Here is a 23,306-nt window from a genome sequence, read left to right as displayed (position 1 = left end):
CAATACGTTAACGACGACGTCCCAGTTTCACCGCTTTGAGCACCACGAATTTGTTGTTGGTGGCGACAGTGGCGCAGTTACCGAAAATCTTCTTCAGCTTGTGGAAATAGTCGAGATGCCGGTTGGCGACAATATACTGTTCGCCGTTGATCTTCAGGCAACGGCGGGCGTGATGAAACATCTCCCAGGCGATGTTATCGGTCAGGGCATGCTTTTGGTGGAACGGCGGATTGCAGAAGATGGCGTTAAAACGAAACGGTTCGACGCCAGAAAGGGCGTTGTTGATCATAAACTCGCTGCGATCGACCGCATCCGGCAGGTTAGTTTCTACGTTCAGGCGGCTGGACGCCACCGCCATCGGCGACTCATCAACAAACACCACGCTCGCCTGCGGATTTTTCGCCAGCAAGGTTAAGCCGATCACCCCATTCCCGCAGCCGAGATCGACAATCTCCCCTTCCAGGTTTTCCGGCAGATGCTGCATAAAAAAACGCGCGCCGATGTCCAGCCCGGTACGCGAGAAAACGTTGGCATGGTTATGGATGGTCCAGTCGGTACCGTCCAGCTTCCAGCTCAGGGTGTCCGGGGTGTCGGTCAGCGCAGGTTCGCTGAAGGTGCAGTTGATAAGACGGGCTTTTTTCCATGCCAGCGTGGTGGTGGTCGGTCCCAACACCTTTTCAAACAGTTCCAGCGTGGACGTGTGAATATCCCGGGCTTTTGCGCCAGCGATAATTCGCGTTTGTGGGGTAACGACTTTACGCAACGCGCGTAGCTGCTGCTCCAGCAGCGCCAGCGTTTTCGGTACTTTGATCAGCACCACGCCCGGCGCCTGCGGATACGCCACGGTGCTGTCGAGAAACGTAACGCTGGCTTCGCTGATATCGTTATGGCGCAGGTTTTCCCGCGTCGCCAGCTCGCTCAGATATGAGTCGCCAATGCTGTACGGCGTATGCGCCGCCAGCGCACAACTCAGCGCGCCAAAGGCGTCATTCAGGATCAGCACCGGGCCGCGAATTTCCGTATCGTCCAACTGTTGCAGCAGATACTCGTCCGCCGCTTCCCACGCCAGCAGTGGGTTAACGTCATCCGTCTGGGGAAAACGTTTTAATGTCAGTGAACGGAAACCGTTGTCTGTGTGGCTCATCGGCCCTCCTGAATGGTAAAATTTCGGCTTGTCCCTGAAAAGGGTGCGTGAGTATACAACATTTTCATTCAATGGCGTGGACCGTAATGAACCAACTGCCTTATCTCCAGGGTTACCCTGAACATTTGCTTTCTCAGGTGCGCACGCTGATTGCCGAACAACGACTGGGGGCGGTGCTGGAAAAGCGTTATCCCGGCACGCATGACTTCGCCACCGATAAGGCGCTCTGGCAGTATACCCAGGATCTGAAAAGCCAGTTCCTGCGCAGCGCCCCGCCGATCAATAAAGTAATGTATGACAATAAGATCCATGTGCTGAAAAACGCGCTGGGGCTGCATACCGCCGTGTCGCGGGTGCAGGGCGGTAAACTGAAAGCGAAAGCGGAAATCCGGGTCGCCACCGTGTTTCGCCATGCGCCGGAGCCGTTTTTGCGCATGATCGTGGTGCACGAACTGGCGCATCTCAAAGAAAAAGAGCACAGCAAGGCATTTTACCAGCTCTGCTGTCATATGGAGCCGCACTATCACCAGTTGGAATTCGATACCCGGCTTTGGCTGACGGCGCTTTCAATCAGGGAAACTGCGCGGTAGCGCACTGGCTTTGACACGTGGGCATGCTACATTGTCGGCAGATACCTTTTATGGAGCCAGAATGCGTTTATGATACGTTTCGCAGTGATTGGCACGAACTGGATCACCCGCCAGTTTGTCGATGCCGCCCATGAGACCGGCAAATATAAGCTCACCGCCGTTTATTCCCGCAGCCTCGAGCAGGCGCAAACCTTCGCCAATGATTACCTCGTCGAGCATCTTTTTACCTCGCTGGACGCGATGGCGCAGAGCGATGCCATTGACGCTGTGTATATTGCCAGCCCGAACTCGCTGCACTTCCCACAAACACAGCTTTTTCTGAGGCATAAGAAACATGTGATTTGCGAAAAACCGCTGGCGTCGAACCTGGCGGAAGCGGAAGCCGCAATTGCCTGCGCGCGGGAAAATCAGGTGGTGCTGTACGAGGCGTTCAAAACCGCCAGCCTGCCGAATTTCCTGCTGCTCCAGCAATCGTTGCCGAAAGTGGGCAAAATGCGTAAAGCGTTTCTTAACTACTGCCAGTACTCCTCGCGCTATCAACGTTATCTGGATGGCGAAAACCCAAACACCTTTAATCCCGCCTTTTCTAACGGCTCCATCATGGACATCGGCTTTTATTGCCTGGCGTCAGCGGTAGCGCTGTGGGGCGAACCGCACGGCGTGCAGGCGACAGCCAGCCTGCTGGACAGCGGCGTCGATGCGCACGGCGTGGTGGTGATGGATTACGGCGATTTCAGCGTAACGTTGCAGCATTCGAAAGTCAGTGATTCCGTTATCGACAGTGAAATTCAGGGTGAAGCGGGCGCACTGGTTGTCGAAAAGATCTCCGAATGCCAGAAAGTGTGCTTCGTGCCGCGCGGCGGGAAATCGCAGGACCTCACCCAACCTCAGCACATCAATACTATGCTGTATGAGGCAGAGGTTTTTGCAGCACTGGTAGAAACCAATGAAGTGAACCATCCCGGGCTGTCGGTCAGTCGCGTGACCGCCAAACTGCTTACGGAAATTCGCTGCCAGACCGGCGTGATTTTCCCGGCGGATGACGTCAGCCACGCGACCCCTGCGTAAAACATTGTAAAACAGATGTTACAGGCCATTGACGAAATGCGTGGCCTGTCATATTTTGTAACCTGCAAAGGGGAGTAACTTCATTGTCGGTTGATCGTCATTACGATGTGTGAAAAACCACATCCGGTCACCGGGCAACCAAACAGGAATGCGACAACGTATTCCTGTTTTGTTGTAAGTGAGACCTTGCCGGAAGGCGAGGTCTATGCATATAAAAAGCAGCGGCTGACGTCTTCCGACGTTGGCCGTTTTTTTTATGTGTAAGGAATGTCTATGAATACTGTCGGCACACCGTTGTTATGGGGCGGATTCGCTGTCGTTGTGGTGATTATGCTGGCTATCGACCTCTTGCTTCAGGGGCGTCGTGGCGTACACACGATGACCATGAAGCAAGCGGCAGCCTGGTCCCTCGTCTGGGTTACCCTCTCGTTATTGTTTAATGCCGCATTCTGGTGGTATCTGGTACAAACTGAAGGACGCGCGGTCGCAGACCCACAGGCGCTCGCCTTCCTCACCGGTTATCTGATTGAAAAATCACTGGCCGTCGATAACGTCTTCGTCTGGCTGATGCTGTTCAGCTACTTCTCGATCCCCCCTGCGCTGCAGCGTCGGGTGCTGGTCTACGGCGTGCTGGGCGCGATCGTACTGCGTACGATTATGATTTTTGCAGGGACCTGGTTGATAACCCAGTTCGAATGGATGCTGTATGTGTTCGGCGCGTTCCTGCTGTTTACCGGCGTGAAGATGGCGCTGGCGAAAGAGGACGAATCCGGCATTGGCGACAAGCCGCTGGTGCGCTGGCTGCGCGGACATCTGCGGATGACCGATACCATTGAGAACGAGCATTTCTTCGTGCGTAAAAACGGTCTGCTGTACGTGACGCCGCTGATGCTGGTGCTGATCCTCGTGGAGCTGAGCGACGTCATTTTCGCGGTCGACAGTATCCCGGCGATCTTCGCTGTGACGACCGACCCGTTCATCGTACTGACGTCGAACCTGTTTGCGATCCTCGGTCTGCGTGCGATGTACTTCCTGTTGGCGGGGGTGGCTGAGCGCTTCTCAATGCTCAAATACGGGCTGGCGGTAATACTGGTGTTTATCGGCATTAAGATGCTGATCGTCGACTTCTACCATATCCCGATCGCCATTTCGCTGGGTGTGGTGTTTGGTATTCTGGTTGTTACGCTACTGATCAATGCCTGGGTGAACCACCAGCGTGATAAGCAGCAGGCTTAAATCTGTTATGCCGGGTGGCGGTTTTCCTCCGCCCGGCGCGATCGCTTTTTGTTTATCATGTCACAATCGTGTTAATGATAAGTTATAAAACATGATCACAGCGAAAATTCCAGCATATTTCGCTTCCCGAAGCTTTATCTTTCCTTATACTCGACCATGCAAACACTTTGTTACATCCAGAAAGATGCGCCATCAGAGCGCACAGCGGATGAGCAACATCACACTGTAAGGATCGAGAAATGACTACGCAACGTACACCGGGGTTGTTCCAGCGCCTGGCGCAAGGGAGTCTGGTAAAACAAATTTTAGTGGGCCTCGTTCTGGGGATTCTACTGGCATGGATTTCTAAGCCCGCAGCAGAAGCTGTAGGGTTACTGGGTACACTTTTCGTCGGCGCGTTAAAGGCCGTCGCACCTGTCCTGGTTCTGATGCTGGTCATGGCGTCTATCGCCAACCATCAACACGGACAAAAAACCAATATCCGTCCGATTCTGTTCCTCTATCTGCTGGGCACCTTTTCTGCAGCGCTGGCTGCGGTCGTGTTCAGCTTCGCCTTTCCGTCCACGCTGCATTTAAGTAGTAGCGCCAATGACGTTGTGCCGCCGTCCGGCATTGTCGAAGTCCTGCGCGGCCTGCTGATGAGCATGGTCTCTAACCCTGTCGATGCGCTACTGAACGCCAACTATATCGGTATTCTGGTGTGGGCTGTCGGTCTGGGCTTTGCCCTGCGTCACGGTAATGAGACCACCAAAAACCTGGTGAACGATATGTCCAATGCCGTCACCTTTATGGTGAAGCTGGTCATCCGTTTTGCGCCGATTGGTATTTTTGGTCTGGTGTCGTCTACGCTGGCTACCACCGGTTTCTCTACGCTGTGGGGCTACGCTCAGCTGTTAGTGGTGTTGATTGGCTGTATGCTGCTGGTGGCGCTGGTGATCAACCCGCTGTTGGTGTTCTGGAAAATTCGGCGCAACCCGTATCCGCTGGTGTTCGCCTGCCTGCGTGAAAGTGGCGTTTACGCCTTCTTCACCCGCAGTTCCGCGGCTAATATTCCGGTAAACATGGCGCTGTGTGAAAAGCTGAATCTGGACCGTGATACCTATTCGGTGTCAATTCCTCTGGGCGCGACCATCAATATGGCGGGTGCGGCAATCACCATCACCGTACTGACACTGGCGGCGGTACATACGCTGGGCGTGCCGGTGGATCTGCCGACGGCGCTGCTGCTGAGCGTGGTGGCTTCTCTGTGCGCCTGTGGCGCATCCGGGGTGGCGGGCGGTTCACTGCTGCTTATCCCGCTGGCCTGTAACATGTTCGGCATTCCGAACGATATCGCCATGCAGGTTGTGGCGGTTGGCTTCATCATCGGCGTACTGCAGGACTCCTGCGAAACGGCGCTGAACTCCTCTACCGACGTTCTGTTTACCGCGGCGGCTTGCCAGGCGGAAGACGAGCGTCTGGCCAACAACGCACTGCGTAGCTAATGTGACATCCCCAGGCCGGATAGCGCTGCGCGTATCCGGCCTGTTTTTACAACCTGACTCAAAACGAAGGGTAATTAGAGGGTAACGCCGCTTTTAAAAATCGCCAACTCTCTGAAATCATTACGTTCATTGCAGGTCTGCTTGCCGTTGGCGAACTCAACAATGGTGTCGATAAATTCATCCAGCAACTGCGGCATCGCTTTACCGTGAATGAGCTGACCCGCGTCGAAGTCGATCCAGTGCTTTTTCTTCGCTGCAAGTTCGCTGTTGGTGGCGATTTTCACTGTCGGCACAAAACCGCCATAGGGCGTGCCGCGTCCGGTACTGAACAGCACCATATGACACCCCGCCCCGGCCAGTGCGCTGGTAGCCACTGCATCATTACCCGGCGCGCTCAGCAGGTTCAGCCCGTGCGTTTTCAGACGCTCGCCGTAACGCAGCACGTCCACCACCTGACTGGAACCTGCTTTCTGGGTACAGCCCAACGATTTATCTTCCAGCGTGGTAATGCCCCCGGCTTTGTTGCCCGGCGAGGGGTTTTCGTAGATGGGCTGGTTATGGGCCATAAAATACTGCTTAAAGTCGTTGACCATCGTCACCAGCTTATGGAAGGTTTCTTCGTCGCGGCAGTGGCTCATCAGCAGTTGCTCCGCGCCGAACATCTCCGGCACTTCGGTCAGCACCGTCGTGCCGCCATTGGCAATCATATAGTCAGAAAAACGTCCTAACATCGGATTCGCGGTAATACCGGAAAGCCCGTCAGAACCACCGCACTCCAGACCAAACTTCAGTTCGCTCAGTTTACCCGGTTCGCGCTTATCGTGGCGCATCGCTTCGTAAAGCTGATGCAGATGCGCAATCCCCGCTTCCACTTCATCGTCCTGATGCTGGCAGATCATAAAATGTACGCGTTCAGGATCGAACTCGCCCAGCGTTTCGCGAAACGCATCGACCTGGTTGTTTTCACAGCCGAGGCCAATCACCAGTACCGCCCCGGCATTCGGATGACGCACCATGTTTTGCAGCATAGTGCGGGTGTTGATGTGATCGTCGCCCAGTTGGGAACAGCCGTAGGTATGACTGAACAGGAAAACGCCGTCGGTGCCTTCGGCGTTATTGGTTTCCTTCAGGAAGCGATTCTGGATCTGCCGGGCGATCCCGTTGACGCAGCCGACGGTCGGCAGGATCCACAGCTCGTTACGTACGCCGACGTCCCCGCTGGCGCGACGGTAGATCTGCACATCGCGATCCGCGGGCTGCGGCGGGAGATCCTGAAACTCAGGTTGATAGCGATACGCATCCAGGTCGCTCAGGTTGGTGCGTGTATTATGGGCATGAATGTGTTCACCCGCCGCAATGTCCGCCAGAGCATGGCCGATAGGCTGCCCGTACTTAATGACGTATTCATCACGCGTAATATTGCTCAACGCAAATTTATGACCACGTGCGATAGCCTGACGTAGCGTTACGGTGTGGTTATCAACGTTCACTTCCGTGCCCTGCGCCAAATCGGCCAGCGCTACCGCAACGTTATCCAGCGCATGGATCTTGATGTATTGCATATCAACCCCGAACCTTAGTTGAGCTCAATGGCGAAGTAGTCACGCGCATTGTTAAAGCAAATGTTTCTTACCATCTCGCCCAACAGCTCAATGTCTGCCGGGGCTTCGCCCGCGTCCACCCAGCGGCCGATCATCTGGCACAGAATGCGGCGGAAGTATTCATGACGGGTATACGACAGGAAGCTGCGGCTGTCGGTCAGCATGCCCACGAAGCGGCTTAACAGGCCCAACTGCGCCAGTTGTGTCATCTGACGTTCCATCCCGTCTTTCTGATCGTTAAACCACCAGCCGGAACCGAACTGCATTTTGCCCGGCATCCCTTCGCCCTGGAAGTTACCGATCATCGTTCCCAGCACTTCGTTATCACGCGGGTTCAGGCAGTAGAGAATGGTTTTTGGCAGCAGGTTTTCTTCGTTCTGCTTGCTGAGTAATTTAGACAGTTCTTCTGCCATCGGACGGTCATTGATGGAGTCAAAGCCCACGTCCGGCCCCAGTAGTTTGAACTGGCGAAGGTTGTTATTGCGCAGCGCGCCGATGTGATACTGCTGGACCCAACCGCGACGGGCATATTCCGCGCCGAGGAACACCAGCACCGCCGTTTTGAACTGCGCCACTTCGTGTTCGCTCAGGGCGTCGCCCGCCAGACGGCGCGCCAGGATGCCGTCCAGTTCGGCTTCATTCGCCTCCGCAAACAGCACCACATCAAGCGCGTGGTCAGAGACTTTACAGCCGTGGGCGGCGAAATGATCCAGACGTTTGGTCAGCGCGCTTTGCAGATCGCTAAAGCGGCGGATGTCGGTATCGGACACTTCACCCAGCTTCGCCATGTAATCATTGAAGGTCGCCTGTTCAATGTTGAAAGCTTTGTCCGGACGCCAGCTTGGCAGCACTTTAATGGCGAAGCTGCTGTCCTGCGCCACCTTCGCATGGTGCTCCAGCGAGTCGATCGGATCGTCGGTAGTGCCGACCATTTTCACGTTCATTTGCTGCATGATCCCGCGCGCGGAGAAGCGATCCTGCGCCAGCAGGTCGTTGCACTCATTCCAGATCTCATCAGCGGTAGACGGTGACAGCAGCTTACCGGTGATGCCAAACGGGCGACGCAGTTCGAGGTGAGTCCAGTGATACAGCGGATTGCCGATGGTATGCGGAACGGTTGCCGCCCAGGCGTCGAACTTCTCGCGATCGGACGCGTCGCCGGTACACAGCCGCTCAGGCACGCCGTTGGTTCGCATCGCGCGCCATTTGTAGTGGTCGCCCTTCAGCCAGATGTCATACAGGTTCGTGAAACGGTAGTCTTCGGCGATTTGCTGCGGCGGCAAATGGCAGTGGTAGTCGAAGATCGGCTGTTCTTTAGCGTAATCATGATACAGGCGGCGGGCAAATTCGGTATCCAGCAGAAAATCTTCAGTCATAAACGGGGTCATTATCGTCTTCCTCTCATCGAGTGCGTCAGATTGCTTATGTTGCGATGCTGACAAAGTTATCACACCAATTTCCACTATCCGAAGATATTTTCGTGAGCCAGATCAATAAACCCTGACAAAAACGTTACCCTTCTGGAGGTAAAAACCGTCCCAGGCCGCGCCACGACTGGCCTTCCTGTAAAGAAATAATGACCCTGCTAAGAATAGCACTTTTGTGATGGCTCTCACCTTTTAAAGTTGTATGACAAGTTATCTTTCTGCCGTCGCGATACATAAGCTGACGGAATGCATTATTACCGATGAATTGATCATCGGATTGACCGGTACGGAAACCGAATGAGCACAACGACTTAATGGCAACGTTCGGGGAGTACCGGCTTTTTTCGGTTACGCCCTTCGTGAGAAGAACATCCTCCGCCCTACGCTGGATGATGGCCGCGTTCCTGGCGGAAATAACAAAACGATGAGGTTTTACATGCGTAAAATTAAAGGGTTACGTTGGTACATGATCGCACTGGTGACGCTTGGCACCGTGCTCGGGTATCTGACGCGTAACACTGTGGCGGCAGCTGCGCCAACTCTGATGGAAGAGTTACACATCTCCACCCAACAGTATTCCTATATCATCGCAGCCTACTCTGCTGCTTACACGGTTATGCAACCCGTTGCCGGTTACGTGCTTGACGTTCTCGGCACCAAAGTGGGTTACGCGATGTTTGCCGTATTGTGGGCCGTTTTCTGTGGCGCAACGGCACTGGCGGGTAGCTGGGGCGGTCTGGCGCTGGCGCGTGGCGCGGTCGGCGCAGCCGAAGCCGCGATGATCCCGGCTGGCCTGAAAGCCAGTTCTGAGTGGTTTCCGGCGAAAGAGCGCTCCATTGCGGTGGGTTATTTTAACGTTGGCTCCTCTATCGGTGCGATGATTGCCCCGCCGCTGGTCGTCTGGGCGATTGTGATGCACAGCTGGCAGATGGCGTTCATCATCTCCGGCGCCCTGAGCTTTATCTGGGCGATGGCATGGCTGATTTTCTACAAACACCCGCGCGACCAGAAAAAACTGACGGACGAAGAGCGTGACTACATTATTAACGGTCAGGAAGCTCAGCATCAGACCAACAGCGCAAAGAAAATGTCGCTGCTGCAGATCCTGCGCAACCGCCAGTTCTGGGGGATCGCCCTGCCACGCTTCCTGGCGGAACCGGCATGGGGTACGTTCAACGCGTGGATCCCGCTGTTCATGTTTAAGGTGTATGGCTTTAACCTGAAAGAAATCGCCATGTTCGCCTGGATGCCTATGCTGTTTGCCGACCTGGGCTGTATCGTCGGGGGCTATCTGCCGCCGCTGTTCCAGCGCTGGTTCGGCGTAAACCTGATCGTGTCGCGTAAAATGGTGGTCACCCTCGGCGCGGTACTGATGATTGGTCCGGGGATGATCGGCCTGTTCACCAGCCCGTACATTGCCATCATGCTGCTGTGCGTAGGGGGTTTTGCTCACCAGGCGTTGTCCGGCGCGTTGATTACCCTCTCCTCTGACGTCTTTGGCCGCAACGAAGTGGCCACCGCGAATGGCCTGACCGGGATGTCCGCCTGGCTGGCGAGCACCCTGTTCGCCCTGGTGGTCGGCGCGCTGGCGGATACCATCGGCTTTAGCCCGCTGTTTGCTGTGTTGGCGGTGTTTGACCTGCTGGGCGCGTTGGTCATCTGGACCGTTCTGCAAAACAAACCGGCCAGCGATGTCGATGCCGGTCCGCAGGTGAATAAACCGGCTACGCAAAGCTAACCTGCAATCCAGAGCCTGTGCCGGAGCGCTTTACCTGCCCGGCTGACCTAAGCCGCCTGCTCCAGGGCGGCTTTTTCGTCTCTGTGAGTGGAGCGAAACTCGCGAAAGTGGTATAACAAATAGAGTCTGCCGTATCATGCCTGGAGCGCATATGGAAATCACTGAACCCCGTCGTTTGTATCAACAACTTGCCGCTGACCTGAAAGAGCGTATTGAGCAGGGCGTCTACCTGGTGGGCGATAAACTGCCCGCAGAGCGTTTTATTGCCGATGAAAAGAACGTCAGCCGCACCGTGGTTCGTGAAGCCATTATCATGCTGGAAGTGGAAGGTTTTGTGGAAGTGCGTAAAGGTTCGGGTATTCACGTCATTTCTAATCAGCCTCGCTATCATCAGGCGGCCGACGAGTCGCTGGAGTTCGCCAATTACGGACCGTTCGAACTGCTACAGGCGCGTCAGCTGATTGAAAGCAATATTGCTGAATTTGCCGCGACCCAGGTGACCAAGCAGGACATCATGAAGTTGATGGAGATCCAGGAGAAAGCGCGTAACGAAAAGTGCTTTCGCGATTCCGAATGGGATCTGCAGTTTCACATTCAGGTGGCGTTAGCGACGCAAAACTCCGCGTTGGCGGCGATTGTCGAAAAAATGTGGACCCAGCGCAGCCATAACCCCTACTGGAAAAAACTGCACGAACACATTGATGCGCGCACCGTGGACAACTGGTGCGACGATCACGATCAAATCCTTAAGGCGCTGATTCGTAAAGATCCGAACGCCGCCAAACTGGCAATGTGGCAGCATCTCGAAAACACCAAAATCATGCTGTTTAACGAAACCAGCGACGATTTCGAATTTAACGCTGACCGTTATCTTTTTGCTGAAAATCCGGTGGTTCATCTTGATACCGCCGTCAACGCGGCAAAATAAACGTTCTTTCTCCGACAGGCGCGCCGCTGCGCCTGTCTGCACGCCTGACAGTAAGCGAAAGGTATAAAGTGTCAGCCTGTGTAAATCCTCTCGCCTCACTCCACTACGATAAGCAAAATCAGACCTCAGGGACGCGTAATTTCTATAACGGACTCCGTTGACCTTTGTTACAATTAGATGCAAATCGAATTTATGTTTGTTAGTGCTTGCTTACTTCACCACTTTACAGGGATTAGTTCAGGCCGTGACTTTGCGCCGTTCGCACACCATACAAAAAAGTTGATAAATGATGCGGCATAGCAAACTCCTGAAACCGGCGTGACGTTAACCGATTCACCAGGAATACTGAATGGAACTTTTGACCCAATTACTGCACGCTCTGTGGGCGCAGGATTTTGAAACTCTGGCCAATCCTTCCATGATTGGCATGCTGTATTTTGTTTTATTTATGATTCTGTTCCTGGAAAACGGGTTGCTGCCTGCCGCCTTTTTACCCGGCGACAGTCTGCTGGTTTTGGTCGGCGTGCTGATTGCGAAAGGCGCAATGGGCTATCCGCAAACCATTTTGCTGCTCACCACCGCCGCCAGCCTGGGCTGCTGGCTGAGCTATATTCAGGGACGATGGCTGGGGAATACCCGCACCGTGCAAAACTGGCTCTCGCATCTGCCCGCGCACTATCATCAACGCGCGCACCATCTGTTCCATAAGCATGGGCTTTCAGCACTGCTTATTGGCCGTTTTATTGCATTTGTGCGTACCCTGTTGCCCACCATCGCAGGGTTGTCCGGCCTTAATAATGCGCGCTTTCAGTTTTTCAACTGGATGAGCGGCCTGCTGTGGGTGCTTATCCTGACCACGTTGGGCTATCTGCTGGGCAAAACACCGGTCTTTCTGAAATATGAAGACCAACTGATGTCCTGCCTGATGCTGCTGCCGGTCGTCCTGCTGGTCTTTGGCCTTGCCGGTTCGCTGGTGGTCTTGTGGAAAAAGAAATACGGGAACCGAGGGTAAGGGATGCTGAAACCGCGCATAACGCTGAAGCAACTGGCCGTGTGTACCGCGTTCCTGCTGGTGCTGGGCAGTCTGCTACTGGTCTGGTCGGCCATTCGCCAGCAGGATTCAACTCTCGCGATCCGCGCCGTTCATCAGGGGGCAAGCGTGCCCGACGGTTTCTCTATCTGGCATCATCTTGACGCCAACGGTATTCGCTTTAAAAGCATCACGCCACAGAAAGATACGCTGCTGATCACGTTCGATTCCAGCGCCCAAAGCGCCGCGGCAAAAGCGGTGCTCGATAAAACCCTGCCGCAGGGCTATATCATTGCTCAGCAGGATAATGACAGCCAGGCCGTACAGTGGCTGTCGCGTTTGCGCGATACCCCACATCGGGTAGGATAATATCGCCAGAAATCCGAATCCCGTCACCCACTTTGGTGATTTCCCCGTTTAATGTCTATGATTAATAAAGCGGTGGGTCACTCCATCGCGTTGTCATCTGGATTCTCGTTCCTGACTTCACGGGAACGAATCACAATGGAAGGTTCAAGAATGAAACACCGCATCGCTTTAGCTATTACCCTTTTTGCTCTTAGTGCTGGCAGTTACGCCAATACGCTCTGCCAACAGAAGGAGCAGGATATTCAACGGGAAATCAGCTATGCCGAGAAACACAATAATCAACACCGTATCGATGGGCTGAAGAAAGCGCTCAGTGAAGTCAAAGCCAACTGCACTGACAGTAAACTGCGCGCGGAACATCAGGAAAAGATTGCTGAGCAAAAAGAAGAGATTACTGAGCGTAAACAGGATCTCGTGGAAGCGAAGCAAAAAGGCGATGCGGACAAAATTGCCAAACGTGAGCGCAAGCTGGCTGAAGCAGAAGCCGAGCTGAAAGAGCTGGAAGCTCGCGACTACTAAGCAACCCTAACCCCTTACTCATCTGGAGAAAAACTATGTCGAAAGATACTACTTCGGAACATCTGCGCGCTGAGTTGAAATCCCTGACCGATACGCTGGAAGAAGTGCTGAACTCCTCTGGCGAAAAATCGAAAGAAGAGTTGAGTAAGATCCGTAGCAAAGCCGAACGTGCGCTGAAAGAGAGCCGCTATCGTCTTGGTGAAACCGGTGATGCTATCGCGAAGCAGACCCGTGAAGCCGCTGCCCGTGCAGACGACTATGTTCGCGAAAATCCATGGACTGGCGTAGGTATTGGTGCTGCGGTTGGCGTAGTGCTGGGCGTACTGCTGTCGCGTCGCTAATTATGGCGGACACTCATCACGCGCAAGGGCCCGGTAAAAGCGTTCTGGGCATCGGGCAGCGAATCGTCTCTATTCTGGTAGAGATGGTGGAAACCCGGCTGCGTCTGGCGGTGGTTGAGCTTGAAGAAGAAAAGGCTAACCTCTTTCAGCTGCTGCTGATGCTGGGACTCACCATGCTTTTCGCTGCATTTGGTTTGATGAGCCTGATGGTGCTGGTGATCTGGGCCGTTGATCCGCAGTACCGGCTCAACGCGATGATTGCCACCACGGTCGTACTGCTGGTTCTGGCGCTGATTGGCGGCATATGGACGTTACGCAAAGCGCGTCAGTCCACGCTGCTTCGCCATACGCGGCATGAACTGGCGAACGACAGGCAAATTCTCGAGGAGGAGAGCCGTGAGCGGTAAAGTCGAACGTGCACAGCGTAAGGCCCGACTGCTTAGCGAGATCCAGCAGCAAAGGCTGGATCTTTCAGCCAGTCGCCGTGACTGGCTGGAAGCCACAGGCGCCTACGATCGCGGCTGGAACACGCTCCTGAGTCTGCGTTCATGGGCGCTGGTGGGCAGCAGCGTGATGGCGATCTGGACCGTGCGTCATCCAAATATGCTGGTACGCTGGGCAAGACGTGGATTCGGTGCCTGGACGGCCTGGCGGTTATTCAAAAAGACGTTGAATGCGTAGGCCGAACGCCTTCTGCCCGATGGCGCTTCGCTTATCGGGCCTCTCCTTTTTCCCCACTTATTGAGCGCATAACCCCCACTGGCACAATACGCCATCGTCGCTGTTCAGCACCCTATCTTATATTCATCAAAATTATTGAAGAAATTTGACAGTTTTCCTTGCTAACAATTCTCATTACTCACGTTTATGATTCTCTCCATCGACAGCAATGACGCGGAGTACCGCGCCATTGCGCTAAAAAACATAATCAGCAGCCTGAGTGGTTTCCTGGAGAGTAAAATGAAAAAATTAGAAGATGTTGGTGTACTGGTCGCGCGTATTCTGATGCCAATCCTGTTTATTACCGCAGGATGGGGAAAGATTACCGGTTACGCGGGTACACAACAATATATGGAAGCCATGGGCGTGCCTGGCTTTATGTTACCGTTGGTAATCCTGCTTGAGTTTGGCGGCGGCCTGGCGATTCTGTTTGGTTTCCTGACCCGCACCACCGCCCTGTTTACTGCCGGTTTTACGCTTCTGACCGCGTTTCTGTTCCACAGTAATTTCGCGGAAGGGGTGAACTCGCTGATGTTCATGAAAAACCTGACCATCGCTGGCGGCTTCCTGCTGTTGGCCATCACCGGTCCGGGCGCGTTCAGTATCGACCGCGTGCTGAATAAAAAGTGGTAAACGCACTATACTTGATGAACGTAAAACGAGGAGATCTTCTCCTCGTTTTTGCTATCCATACCTAATGGATTTCGCGTTGCTTCGAGTCGGCCTACAACGAAGCGTGTAAAGGAGAGAAACATGGGACAACTGATTGACGGCGTCTGGCATGACACCTGGTATGACACCCAATCCACCGGCGGCAAATTTCAGCGTTCGGTATCGGCATTCCGTAACTGGCTCACTGCCGATGGCGCACCCGGTCCTTCCGGTGAAGGCGGCTTTGCGGCGGAAAAAGATCGTTATCACCTGTACGTTTCGCTCGCCTGCCCGTGGGCGCACCGTACGCTGATCCTGCGCAAGTTAAAAAGGCTGGAGCCGTTTATTTCCGTTTCCGTCGTCAATCCCTTAATGCTGGAAAATGGCTGGACCTTTGACGACAACTTCCCGGCTGCGACAGGTGATACTCTGTATCAACACGAATTTCTGTATCAACTATACCTACACGCCGACCCGCATTACAGCGGTCGGGTGACCGTACCGGTACTGTGGGATAAAAAGAACCACACTATCGTCAGCAATGAATCCGCAGAAATCATCCGCATGTTTAATACGGCGTTTGATGCGCTGGGCGCCAAAGCAGGCGACTACTACCCTGCCGATCTCCGCGGTAAGATCGACGAACTGAACGGCTGGATTTATGACAACGTCAATAACGGCGTTTATAAAGCCGGTTTCGCCACCAGCCAGCAGGCCTATGACGACGCGGTTAACAAGGTCTTTACCCATCTGGCGCGCCTGGAGCAGATCCTCGGTCAGCATCGTTTTCTTACCGGCGATCGCTTAACTGAGGCGGATATTCGTCTGTGGACCACGCTGATCCGTTTTGATCCGGTGTACGTGACGCATTTTAAATGCGACAAGCATCGCATCAGCGACTATCTCAACCTTTACGGCTTCCTGCGCGATATTTACCAGATGCCGGGGATTGCGGAAACGGTGAATTTTGACCATATTCGCACGCACTACTTCCGAAGCCATAAGACCATCAACCCGACGGGGATCATTTCCGTCGGTCCGTGGCAGGATCTCAGCGAGCCTCACGGGCGCGACACCCGCTTCGCGTAACACCCTGCCGCCATCGCAGATGGCGGCGCTTCTTTCTTTTTCTGCCTACCTGGCCTCATTCCGTTCACAAATATTTACCCCCCGATCATTCGCAGCTATTCTTAATTTGATTGCTTTAAAAACAAGTGATTGACCCAAGGTTGAGGCGAAAATGGATTGGTATTTAAAAGTTCTACGAAACTACATCGGGTTCGGTGGTCGCGCCCGGCGCAAAGAGTACTGGATGTTTATTCTGGTCAACGTCATCTTAACGTTCGTTCTGGGCGTGCTGGATAAAATCCTGGGCTGGCAACGCGCAGGCGGAGAAGGCGTACTCACAACCCTGTATGGGATCCTCGTGTTTCTGCCGTGGTGGGCGGTTCAGTTCCGACGCCTGCACGACACCGATCGATCTGCATGGTGGCTGTTACTGTTACTCATTCCCGTCATCGGCTGGCTGGTTATTATTATCTTTAACTGTCAGGACGGTACATCTGGCGAAAACCGCTTCGGCCCGGATCCGAAAACCCTGCCATAAGAACCTAAAAAGGCAGAAAAAAACGCTGCCTTTTTAATTTTATACGGTAAATATTCTTTTTGTTGTCTGTGCGTTTATCCATTCACATCTTATTTATATCTAATCATATTATTATTAATACGAATATTAACATGAAATATTCCTAAGTTTGCATAATAAAAATGACCTCAGCGATATAGCGTGATATATTTCTGCGACTTTTTTTAGCACTAATAAGGATATTTAATGGATTGGTATATAGGTGTATTAAAAAATTATGCCCTTTTTACGGGACGTGCGCGCAGGAAAGAGTACTGGATGTTTGTGTTGATCAACATGATCATCAGCGCAATTCTGAACGTTATTCAAGCCGTTATCGGCATGGAAACGCCGTACATCACGATAATTTATAGCCTCGCCGTTCTGCTGCCGAGTATTGCCGTGGCGGTTCGCCGTCTGCACGATACCGAGCGCTCTGGCTGGTGGTTGCTGATTAGCCTGATTCCGATTGTCGGGGCGATTGTGCTTATCGTCTTTATGTGCCAGAACGGCACCGCCGGAAATAACCGTTTCGGCGCAGATCCTAAGCAGGGTGAGATTAATTAAGATTTTTCGGGGCAATATATTTGCCCCGAATTTCATTGTTCCAGCAAATATTACTTTCCAATAAACAGTTTCGGAATCTCACGCAGACACCAGGCTTTCGCCTCGCCCATACTGTCTCGCCGCCAGGCCATAATAATGTCGATCTCACTGGTCGATTCAGGACTGACAACCCGCAGTCGCCCTTCAGCGATATCGTGTTCCACCAACGGATAAGGCATCGTCGCCACCCCAAGCCCCGCCAGCAGCGCCTGACGCTTATCCTCAATCGTACTGACGGTAAGACGCGGCTGCTTATCCAGCAGTTGTACGGTCAACACCGGACGCTCGCGGGCGGTATCCGCCACCGCCACGCCGCGATATTTCACGCGCGTCACTTCAGAAAGCGGTTCTGGCTCCTGATGGATAGGGTGATCCGGCGCAGCCACATAAACATTCATCAGAGTGTATAATTTGCGCGAATTGATTTCTGACGACGAGCGAAAGTGCATGTCCGGGGCGATAACGATATCTGCCCGCCCCTGCTCCAGACGTTCCCAGGCGCCTGCCAGCACTTCGGTAATGACCGATAGCTGCGTGTTGGCTTTGGCCGCCAGCTTGTCGATAAGCGGGAAAAAGGACGGCGTCGGCACCAGCGCTTCCGTTACAATGGTCAAATGCGTTTCCCATCCCCGGGCCAACGCTTCGGCATCGGTAGTCAGTTTATCCGCCGCTTCGAGAAGAACGCGGCCTCTTTCCAGCAACATGCGTCCGACATTGGTGAATTTTGTGCGGTGACCGGAGCGGTCAAACAGCACCACATCCAGTTCCTCTTCCAGCTTCTGCATAGTGTAACTGAGCGCAGACGGCACGCGCCCCAGTTCATCCGCCGCCGCCGCAAAGCTGCCGCGACGGTCTATCGCATCCATCACGCGCAACGCTTCGAGCGTTAATGCCCTTTCTTTGGCCATATCGTTCTCATTCAGGAAATTTGAACATACCGGGCAGAATATCTGGCTAACAATGTAGCGTCCAGCCCCTTAACATAAAAGGGAGTAAAGAGAGGTCAAGAATTATGATTACTACCCGAACAGCCAAACAATGCGGACAAGCGGACTACGGATGGCTGCAGGCCCGTTACACTTTTTCCTTTGGACACTACTTCGACCCGAAACTGCTGGGCTACGCCTCACTGCGCGTACTCAATCAGGAAGTGCTGGCGCCAGGCGCCGCTTTTCAGCCGCGCACCTACCCGAAGGTGGATATTTTAAACCTGATTCTGGAAGGGGTTGCCGAATATCGCGACAGCGACGGCAACCATGTCCAGGCCAAAGCGGGCGAAGCGCTGTTGCTCGCCACGCAGCCGGGTATTAGCTACAGCGAACATAACATCAGTAAGGACAAGCCGTTAACACGCATGCAGCTGTGGCTTGACGCCTGTCCTGAACGCGAAAACGCGTCTGTGCAGAAAACCACGCTTGAAAAAGCGAAGCAACAGCTGATCGCCTCTCCTGACGGCGAGAACGGCAGTCTGCAACTGCGTCAGCAGGTGTGGGTGCATCATGTTGAACTGGAAGCGGGAGAATCCCTGCGCTTTCAACTGCATGGTCCCCGTGCCTATCTGCAGTCGATTCACGGTACGTTTCACGCGGTCACGCACGATGAAGCCCGCGAGGCGCTGACCTGCGGCGACGGCGCGTTTATTCGTGATGAAGCTAACATAACGCTCGTCGCCGATTCGCCGCTGCGCGCTTTGCTGATAGATTTGCCGGTGTAGCCGGTAAATGGAGTTGCTTATGAGTAAGAAAATCAAAAAACAGGCTGCCGCGAAACCTACCGCGGCAGCAGAAACCCCGGTCGCTTCCCGTCGTTTTGGCTACGAGGAGATGCTGACCGAGCTGGAGGCGATTGTCGCCGATGCCGAAGTGCGGCTCGCCGAGGAAGAGGCCACCGCCTGACCCCTTCCGCCTGTTGCCTCCCTTACTGCGCTTTACGGGCCATGATCTCGATGATCTGCTTGTCCGTTTGCTGCATAGAATGACACGCCAGCGCGCACAGGTTGGAAATGGACTGTTCCACGTTGTGCGCCACGATGCCTTCGTTGCCGGTTACCGCCGTGTCGTCCAGCGCCATCAACACGGCTTTCCACGCTGCCGACGCGCTGGTCGACACCTTCATCGCACAACTGTTTGACGCACCGTCGCAAATCATCCCACTAACGTCGCCGATCATGCTGCCGATCGCCATGGAGATGGTGCTGTAGCGCCCATCCACCAGCCACGCCATCCCCGCCGCCGCCCCCATTGCCGCCGTAGTCGCCGCACACAAAGCCGACAAACGCGGAAGCTGATGATGGATGTAGATCGCGCTCAGGTGAGAAAGCATCAGCGCGCGCGCCAGTTTTTCCTCGTCGGCGCCGAAATGCTCCGCCACCACCATCACCGGTACCGTGGCGGTAATCCCCTGATTGCCGGAGCCGGAGTTGCTCATGGCCGGCAGCGTCGCCCCTCCCATGCGCGCATCGGACGCCGCGCTGGTGCGGATAATAATCGCCGTAGAGAGATCGTTCGCCAGCAGTCCGCGCGCGCACTGTTTTTCCAGCGTCGCGCCGATGTGCAGTCCCCAACTGCCGCGCAGCCCTTCCTGCGACAGCGCGCCGTTGAGCCGGGCAGCGTCGAGAATGAAACGAATATCGTCAAACGGGACGTTATTCACAAACGCCAGAATCTCCTCGAGCGAGGTCGTGGACAACACCGCCAGCGGAGAGTCCTGCTCATCGCCGTCCGTCCGCGTGTCCTGAGCAAACTTCACGCCAGCGTGCGTTTCGATGCGCACGATGTTGGTATGTCCGCCGACGATGGTCACGCAGGCCCAACCGTCGCGGCTGTAGACCTTCGCACGGGAAAAAAGGATCTCGTCGCAGGGCTGTTGCAGCATCACCGATACCTTTCCGGCGCTCAGCATCGCTTTCGCGTCATGGATAGCTTGTGCGGAGGCGTCTTTCAGCACCTCCAGCCCGGCCTGACTGTTTCCGCCCAGCGCGCCGAGCGCGGCGGCGATAGGCAGTCCTACCATTCCGGTTCCGGGAACCGTTACGCCCAGCCCGTTTTTCATCAGGTTTGGCGAGACCCAGGCGTCGATACGTTCAACCGCGCCATCCAGTTCGGCAGCGGCAACCGCCGCCGCCAGCGCCAGTGAAATAGGTTCCGTACAGCCCAGCGCCGGTTTGACTTCCTCCTGTACGGCGAGGATAAAACGCTGCCACAACGGATTTTCTGTAGTCTCAAACATAACAACAACCTTCAAAGTCAATCAGGAGAATGCCAGGAACGGAGATACGCACAGCAGCAAACCGGTGACGATAATCAGATACAACGACGCCCCTTTGTATTTGTGCAGTGCAGGAACTTTGTAAACCAGCCAGGCCGGGATCAGACAGCCCACCATGCCGAAAATGGGGCTACAGATTGAGGTAAAGCTGAGCACCGGCGCATTGAGCACAATGGCGCTCCAGGCCAGTAAAATGGCGAACAGCATAATGCTGCGCTGCACCAGCGTTTCGTTGATCTTCTCGGCGGGCATTTTGCGGCGCAGGATGTTCATCACAATCCCCTGGGTAGCCTCACGAAAGCCCAGGTAAACGCCAAAGAACGCGGTCATTACGGCAAAAATATTGAGGATCACGCTGACCACTTTTACCCAGCCTGCGCCCGCGCCACTAATAAACTGTGCGGCGATCGCCAGCGCGGAAATGTTTTGCTCATAGGCTTTCACCGCTTCGTCATGGCCCATCGCCAGCGTAAAGGAGACGGCGTAGAAGAAAACGGTCACAAACAAAATGCCGAAGGCGATGTTCATCGCGCGCAGCGCTTTGTGGCGCGCGACCTCAATGGATTTTTCGCGGGAGCGATAGGAAATCACCATCGGGCTTAAGGTCTGAATAAACAGGATTGAGGTCAGGGTAAACGGCAGCGTGATGATCGCGTTTTTCACCAGCAGCGCCATCGGCGGCAGCGCGCCAATATTGTACAAATGCCACATCCCCACCATCGACACGCCCAGCGCCGCGACCACCAAAAGTTTGGTCAGCACCATACCGGTGGAGATTTTGAACAGCAGTTTCTCACCGCGCGAGGAGATGGCGACCAGGATGCAGATGAGCACCAGACCATAGAACGGGCTGTCGGAGAGTAATCCTTCCGTGACGCCAAAGGTATGCAGATAAGAGGCGCTGTCATTGGTGATTGCGGTGGAATAAACAAACATCCAGATCACCAGCATCACAAAATACAGCGCGCCCAACAAAATACCCCAGTTTTTGCCGAGGTAGCCGCTGATAACGCTCGGATAATCTTTACATTCCGGCGATTCCGCCAGGGTGTTAATAAACAGTCGTTGAAACAGATACATTGCCGGGTAGCCAATGACCGAAGAGAGCAGGAAGACCCATAACCCCATCAGCCCCACCTGGACCGGGAGAAAAACAATCCCCGCGCCAATTGCCATCCCGATACTCATAATGACCCAGCCGGTGTCGGTGCTGTCGAATTTGATCGCTTCACGCCATTCGCTTTCGGTCATACCGGCCCGGCGCGCCGGGCTGGAGGCACCAGGTATCACACTGCTGTTCGTTGCCGTTTCCATAAAATTCTCGCTCAATATGTAGGGTAAGTTTTTATATTTTTGTCGTGCCGCATCAGGGCGATACGCGGTACAGGTGTGCAGGCGAGTTGTTAGTATGAAAAAAATCATACGCCCGGGCGCAGAGAAAAACTTCACAAACAAACCCCTGTATTTTCCCTGCGTTAAGAAAAACTTTCCCCTTAATTGCATCTTAAAGGCATTAATTTCTTAATTTGATAGCGATCACAATAAAAAAAGCACACCGAAGTGTGCTTTTTTTTTACCGGACCGGGGCGTAGGCTAACTGCAAACCACCTTGATCGCCAGCCCGCCGCGTGACGTTTCGCGGTATTTGTCGTTCATGTCTTTACCGGTTTCGTACATAGTTTCAATGACTTTATCGAGCGACACGCGCGGCTGCGAAGTGCGACGCAGGGCCATGCGCGCGGCGTTAACCGCTTTTACCGCATTGATCGCGTTGCGTTCAATACAGGGGATTTGCACCTGTCCGGCCACTGGATCGCAGGTTAAGCCGAGGTTATGTTCCATGGCGATTTCTGCCGCAATGCACACCTGCGCCGGACTACCGCCGAGCAGCTCCGTCAGCCCTGCCGCCGCCATTGACGCCGCTACGCCGATCTCTCCCTGACAGCCCACCTCCGCGCCGGAGATCGACGCATTCATCTTATATAGCGCGCCAATAGCGCCTGCCGCCAGCAGGTAGCGGGCGATAGAATTGGCGTTCACCGGACGGCGAAACTTATCGTAGTAGGCCAGCACCGCCGGGATAATCCCGCACGCCCCGTTAGTGGGCGCTGTCACCACACGTCCGCCCGCGGCGTTCTCCTCACTGACCGCGAGGGCGAACATGTTGATCCAGTCGATAACGTTCATCGGATCGCTGGAAAGGTTATCGCTGGACACCAGCAAGCGCCGCAGCGCCACCGCCCGCCGCGGTACGTTGAGCGGACCGGGCAGTACGCCTTCGGTATTCATGCCACGCTCGATTCCGGCGTGCATAACGTCCCATATACGGGCAAATCCGTCGTCGATTTCCGCCTTACTGCGCAGCGCCAGTTCGTTTTGCATCATCAGTCCGGAGACCGACAGCCCGTTGCGCTCACACAGCCTGAGCAGTTCGCTCGCCGAATGGAAATCGTAAGGCACAGGGGCTTCGACATCGTGGGCCTGACCAAAATGCTCTTCATCGACGATAAACCCACCGCCAATCGAATAGTAGGTTTTACTCAACAACCGGCGCTGGTGTTCCCAGGCGCTGATGCGCATACCGTTTTCGTGACGGGGAAGCGTTTCGCCGTGAAACAGAATGCTGTCCGTCACCGGAAAATCAACGACATGCGCGCCTTCCGCCAGCGGCAGACGCCCGCTGCGAGTGACCGCCTCTATAAACCCGGGAATGGCGTCAATATTGACGTTTTGCGGACTGTTACCCGCCAGCCCCATGATGATGGCGGTATCGGTAGCATGGCCTTTTCCGGTCAGCGACAGCGACCCATACAGATCCACCGTGATGCGCGTTGTACGCAGCAAGTCACCGCTGTTGACCAGTTGATCGATAAAACGCTTGCCTGCATTCATTGGCCCTACGGTGTGGGAACTGGAAGGACCAATACCTATTTTAAAAATATCGAATGCGCTAATCATATCTA

The 23,306-nt window shown here is 54.4% G+C and carries 25 protein-coding genes; 18 read left to right on the top strand and 7 right to left on the bottom strand.

Features of this window, described 5'->3' with window-relative positions; all coding sequences use genetic code 11:
- Nucleotides 1-7 precede the first annotated feature (7 nt).
- Entirely contained in the window at nt 8-1,144 is a 1,137-nt protein-coding gene (gene rlmG / locus JY391_RS03315; protein WP_211935216.1) for a 23S rRNA (guanine(1835)-N(2))-methyltransferase RlmG, read from the bottom strand.
- Between the two features lie 86 nt (nt 1,145-1,230).
- Between rlmG and JY391_RS03310 the strand changes: the two genes are divergently transcribed.
- From JY391_RS03310 to sstT, 4 genes are all read left to right on the top strand, one after another.
- Complete coding sequence (locus JY391_RS03310; protein ID WP_042292980.1) at nt 1,231-1,734, top strand: M48 metallopeptidase family protein; 504 nt, start codon at nt 1,231-1,233, stop codon at nt 1,732-1,734.
- 69 nt (nt 1,735-1,803) lie between these two features.
- Complete coding sequence (locus JY391_RS03305) at nt 1,804-2,802, top strand: Gfo/Idh/MocA family protein (protein ID WP_181822510.1); 999 nt, start codon at nt 1,804-1,806, stop codon at nt 2,800-2,802.
- 273 nt (nt 2,803-3,075) lie between these two features.
- Nucleotides 3,076-4,038, top strand: coding sequence for a TerC family protein (locus JY391_RS03300; RefSeq protein WP_211935215.1), 963 nt, complete (start codon nt 3,076-3,078; stop codon nt 4,036-4,038).
- A 239-nt stretch (nt 4,039-4,277) separates the two neighbouring features.
- Nucleotides 4,278-5,522 (top strand): serine/threonine transporter SstT, encoded by a 1,245-nt coding sequence (gene sstT, locus JY391_RS03295; RefSeq protein WP_042292921.1) that lies wholly within the window; start codon nt 4,278-4,280, stop codon nt 5,520-5,522.
- 74 nt (nt 5,523-5,596) lie between these two features.
- Here sstT and JY391_RS03290 read toward each other — a convergent pair whose 3' ends face one another.
- Together JY391_RS03290 and uxaC are read right to left on the bottom strand one after the other, a co-directional pair.
- Nucleotides 5,597-7,084 carry a UxaA family hydrolase gene (locus tag JY391_RS03290; protein WP_042292919.1) on the bottom strand — a complete coding sequence of 496 codons (1,488 nt, stop codon included), beginning with the start codon at nt 7,082-7,084 and terminating at the stop codon, nt 5,597-5,599.
- A 14-nt stretch (nt 7,085-7,098) separates the two neighbouring features.
- Nucleotides 7,099-8,511 (bottom strand): glucuronate isomerase, encoded by a 1,413-nt coding sequence (gene uxaC, locus JY391_RS03285; RefSeq protein ID WP_211935214.1) that lies wholly within the window; start codon nt 8,509-8,511, stop codon nt 7,099-7,101.
- A gap of 475 nt (nt 8,512-8,986) precedes the next feature.
- Here uxaC and exuT point away from each other — a divergent pair, with 475 nt between their 5' ends.
- From exuT to JY391_RS03225, 12 genes are all read left to right on the top strand, one after another.
- Nucleotides 8,987-10,288, top strand: a complete 1,302-nt coding sequence (gene exuT, locus JY391_RS03280; protein ID WP_042292977.1) for a hexuronate transporter ExuT — start codon at nt 8,987-8,989, stop codon at nt 10,286-10,288.
- A 151-nt stretch (nt 10,289-10,439) separates the two neighbouring features.
- Nucleotides 10,440-11,216, top strand: a complete 777-nt coding sequence (exuR, locus tag JY391_RS03275) for a transcriptional regulator ExuR (RefSeq protein WP_042292915.1) — start codon at nt 10,440-10,442, stop codon at nt 11,214-11,216.
- Between the two features lie 349 nt (nt 11,217-11,565).
- Entirely contained in the window at nt 11,566-12,228 is a 663-nt protein-coding gene (gene yqjA / locus JY391_RS03270) for a DedA family general envelope maintenance protein YqjA (protein WP_042292913.1), read from the top strand.
- A gap of 3 nt (nt 12,229-12,231) precedes the next feature.
- Nucleotides 12,232-12,615, top strand: a complete 384-nt coding sequence (gene mzrA, locus JY391_RS03265; RefSeq protein WP_211935213.1) for an EnvZ/OmpR regulon moderator MzrA — start codon at nt 12,232-12,234, stop codon at nt 12,613-12,615.
- Between the two features lie 150 nt (nt 12,616-12,765).
- Complete coding sequence (locus JY391_RS03260) at nt 12,766-13,134, top strand: DUF1090 domain-containing protein (protein ID WP_042292909.1); 369 nt, start codon at nt 12,766-12,768, stop codon at nt 13,132-13,134.
- A gap of 35 nt (nt 13,135-13,169) precedes the next feature.
- Nucleotides 13,170-13,475: an ElaB/YgaM/YqjD family protein gene (locus JY391_RS03255; RefSeq protein ID WP_042292907.1), complete on the top strand. Its 306-nt coding sequence runs from the start codon at nt 13,170-13,172 to the stop codon at nt 13,473-13,475.
- Between the two features lie 2 nt (nt 13,476-13,477).
- Nucleotides 13,478-13,882, top strand: coding sequence for a phage holin family protein (locus JY391_RS03250; protein WP_042292904.1), 405 nt, complete (start codon nt 13,478-13,480; stop codon nt 13,880-13,882).
- Nucleotides 13,872-14,156 (top strand): YqjK-like family protein, encoded by a 285-nt coding sequence (locus tag JY391_RS03245; RefSeq protein ID WP_042292902.1) that lies wholly within the window; start codon nt 13,872-13,874, stop codon nt 14,154-14,156. The genes JY391_RS03250 and JY391_RS03245 overlap by 11 nt, the downstream gene beginning before the upstream one ends.
- Nucleotides 14,157-14,435: 279 nt before the next feature.
- Nucleotides 14,436-14,828, top strand: coding sequence for a DoxX family protein (locus tag JY391_RS03240; protein WP_003024847.1), 393 nt, complete (start codon nt 14,436-14,438; stop codon nt 14,826-14,828).
- A 120-nt stretch (nt 14,829-14,948) separates the two neighbouring features.
- Entirely contained in the window at nt 14,949-15,935 is a 987-nt protein-coding gene (locus tag JY391_RS03235; protein ID WP_211935212.1) for a glutathione S-transferase family protein, read from the top strand.
- A 151-nt stretch (nt 15,936-16,086) separates the two neighbouring features.
- Nucleotides 16,087-16,452 carry a DUF805 domain-containing protein gene (locus JY391_RS03230; protein WP_042292897.1) on the top strand — a complete coding sequence of 122 codons (366 nt, stop codon included), beginning with the start codon at nt 16,087-16,089 and terminating at the stop codon, nt 16,450-16,452.
- Between the two features lie 225 nt (nt 16,453-16,677).
- The gene (locus JY391_RS03225) at nt 16,678-17,037 is read left to right on the top strand and encodes a DUF805 domain-containing protein (protein WP_042292895.1); all 360 of its coding nucleotides are present in this window, start codon (nt 16,678-16,680) and stop codon (nt 17,035-17,037) included.
- 50 nt (nt 17,038-17,087) lie between these two features.
- Here JY391_RS03225 and yhaJ read toward each other — a convergent pair whose 3' ends face one another.
- Entirely contained in the window at nt 17,088-17,984 is an 897-nt protein-coding gene (yhaJ, locus tag JY391_RS03220; protein WP_042292892.1) for a DNA-binding transcriptional regulator YhaJ, read from the bottom strand.
- Nucleotides 17,985-18,088: 104 nt separating this feature from the next.
- Between yhaJ and JY391_RS03215 the strand changes: the two genes are divergently transcribed.
- Both JY391_RS03215 and JY391_RS03210 read left to right on the top strand, forming a co-directional pair.
- A complete protein-coding gene (locus JY391_RS03215; RefSeq protein ID WP_042292890.1) occupies nt 18,089-18,790 on the top strand; it encodes a pirin family protein in 702 nt (233 codons plus the stop codon).
- Nucleotides 18,791-18,809: 19 nt separating this feature from the next.
- Complete coding sequence (locus JY391_RS03210) at nt 18,810-18,971, top strand: protein YhaL (protein ID WP_167333871.1); 162 nt, start codon at nt 18,810-18,812, stop codon at nt 18,969-18,971.
- Between the two features lie 22 nt (nt 18,972-18,993).
- Here JY391_RS03210 and JY391_RS03205 read toward each other — a convergent pair whose 3' ends face one another.
- The 3 genes from JY391_RS03205 to tdcG form a co-directional block, all read right to left on the bottom strand.
- The gene (locus tag JY391_RS03205) at nt 18,994-20,304 is read right to left on the bottom strand and encodes an L-cysteine desulfidase family protein (protein WP_042292887.1); all 1,311 of its coding nucleotides are present in this window, start codon (nt 20,302-20,304) and stop codon (nt 18,994-18,996) included.
- A 21-nt stretch (nt 20,305-20,325) separates the two neighbouring features.
- Nucleotides 20,326-21,657: an SLC5/6 family protein gene (locus JY391_RS03200; protein WP_211935211.1), complete on the bottom strand. Its 1,332-nt coding sequence runs from the start codon at nt 21,655-21,657 to the stop codon at nt 20,326-20,328.
- 279 nt (nt 21,658-21,936) lie between these two features.
- Nucleotides 21,937-23,301, bottom strand: a complete 1,365-nt coding sequence (gene tdcG, locus JY391_RS03195; protein WP_042292885.1) for an L-serine ammonia-lyase — start codon at nt 23,299-23,301, stop codon at nt 21,937-21,939.
- Nucleotides 23,302-23,306: the final 5 nt, after the last annotated feature.

It is taken from the genome of Citrobacter sedlakii (assembly GCF_018128425.1).
GTDB lineage: Bacteria > Pseudomonadota > Gammaproteobacteria > Enterobacterales > Enterobacteriaceae > Citrobacter_A > Citrobacter_A sedlakii.
This window is presented reverse-complemented; position numbering and strand designations above follow the sequence as displayed.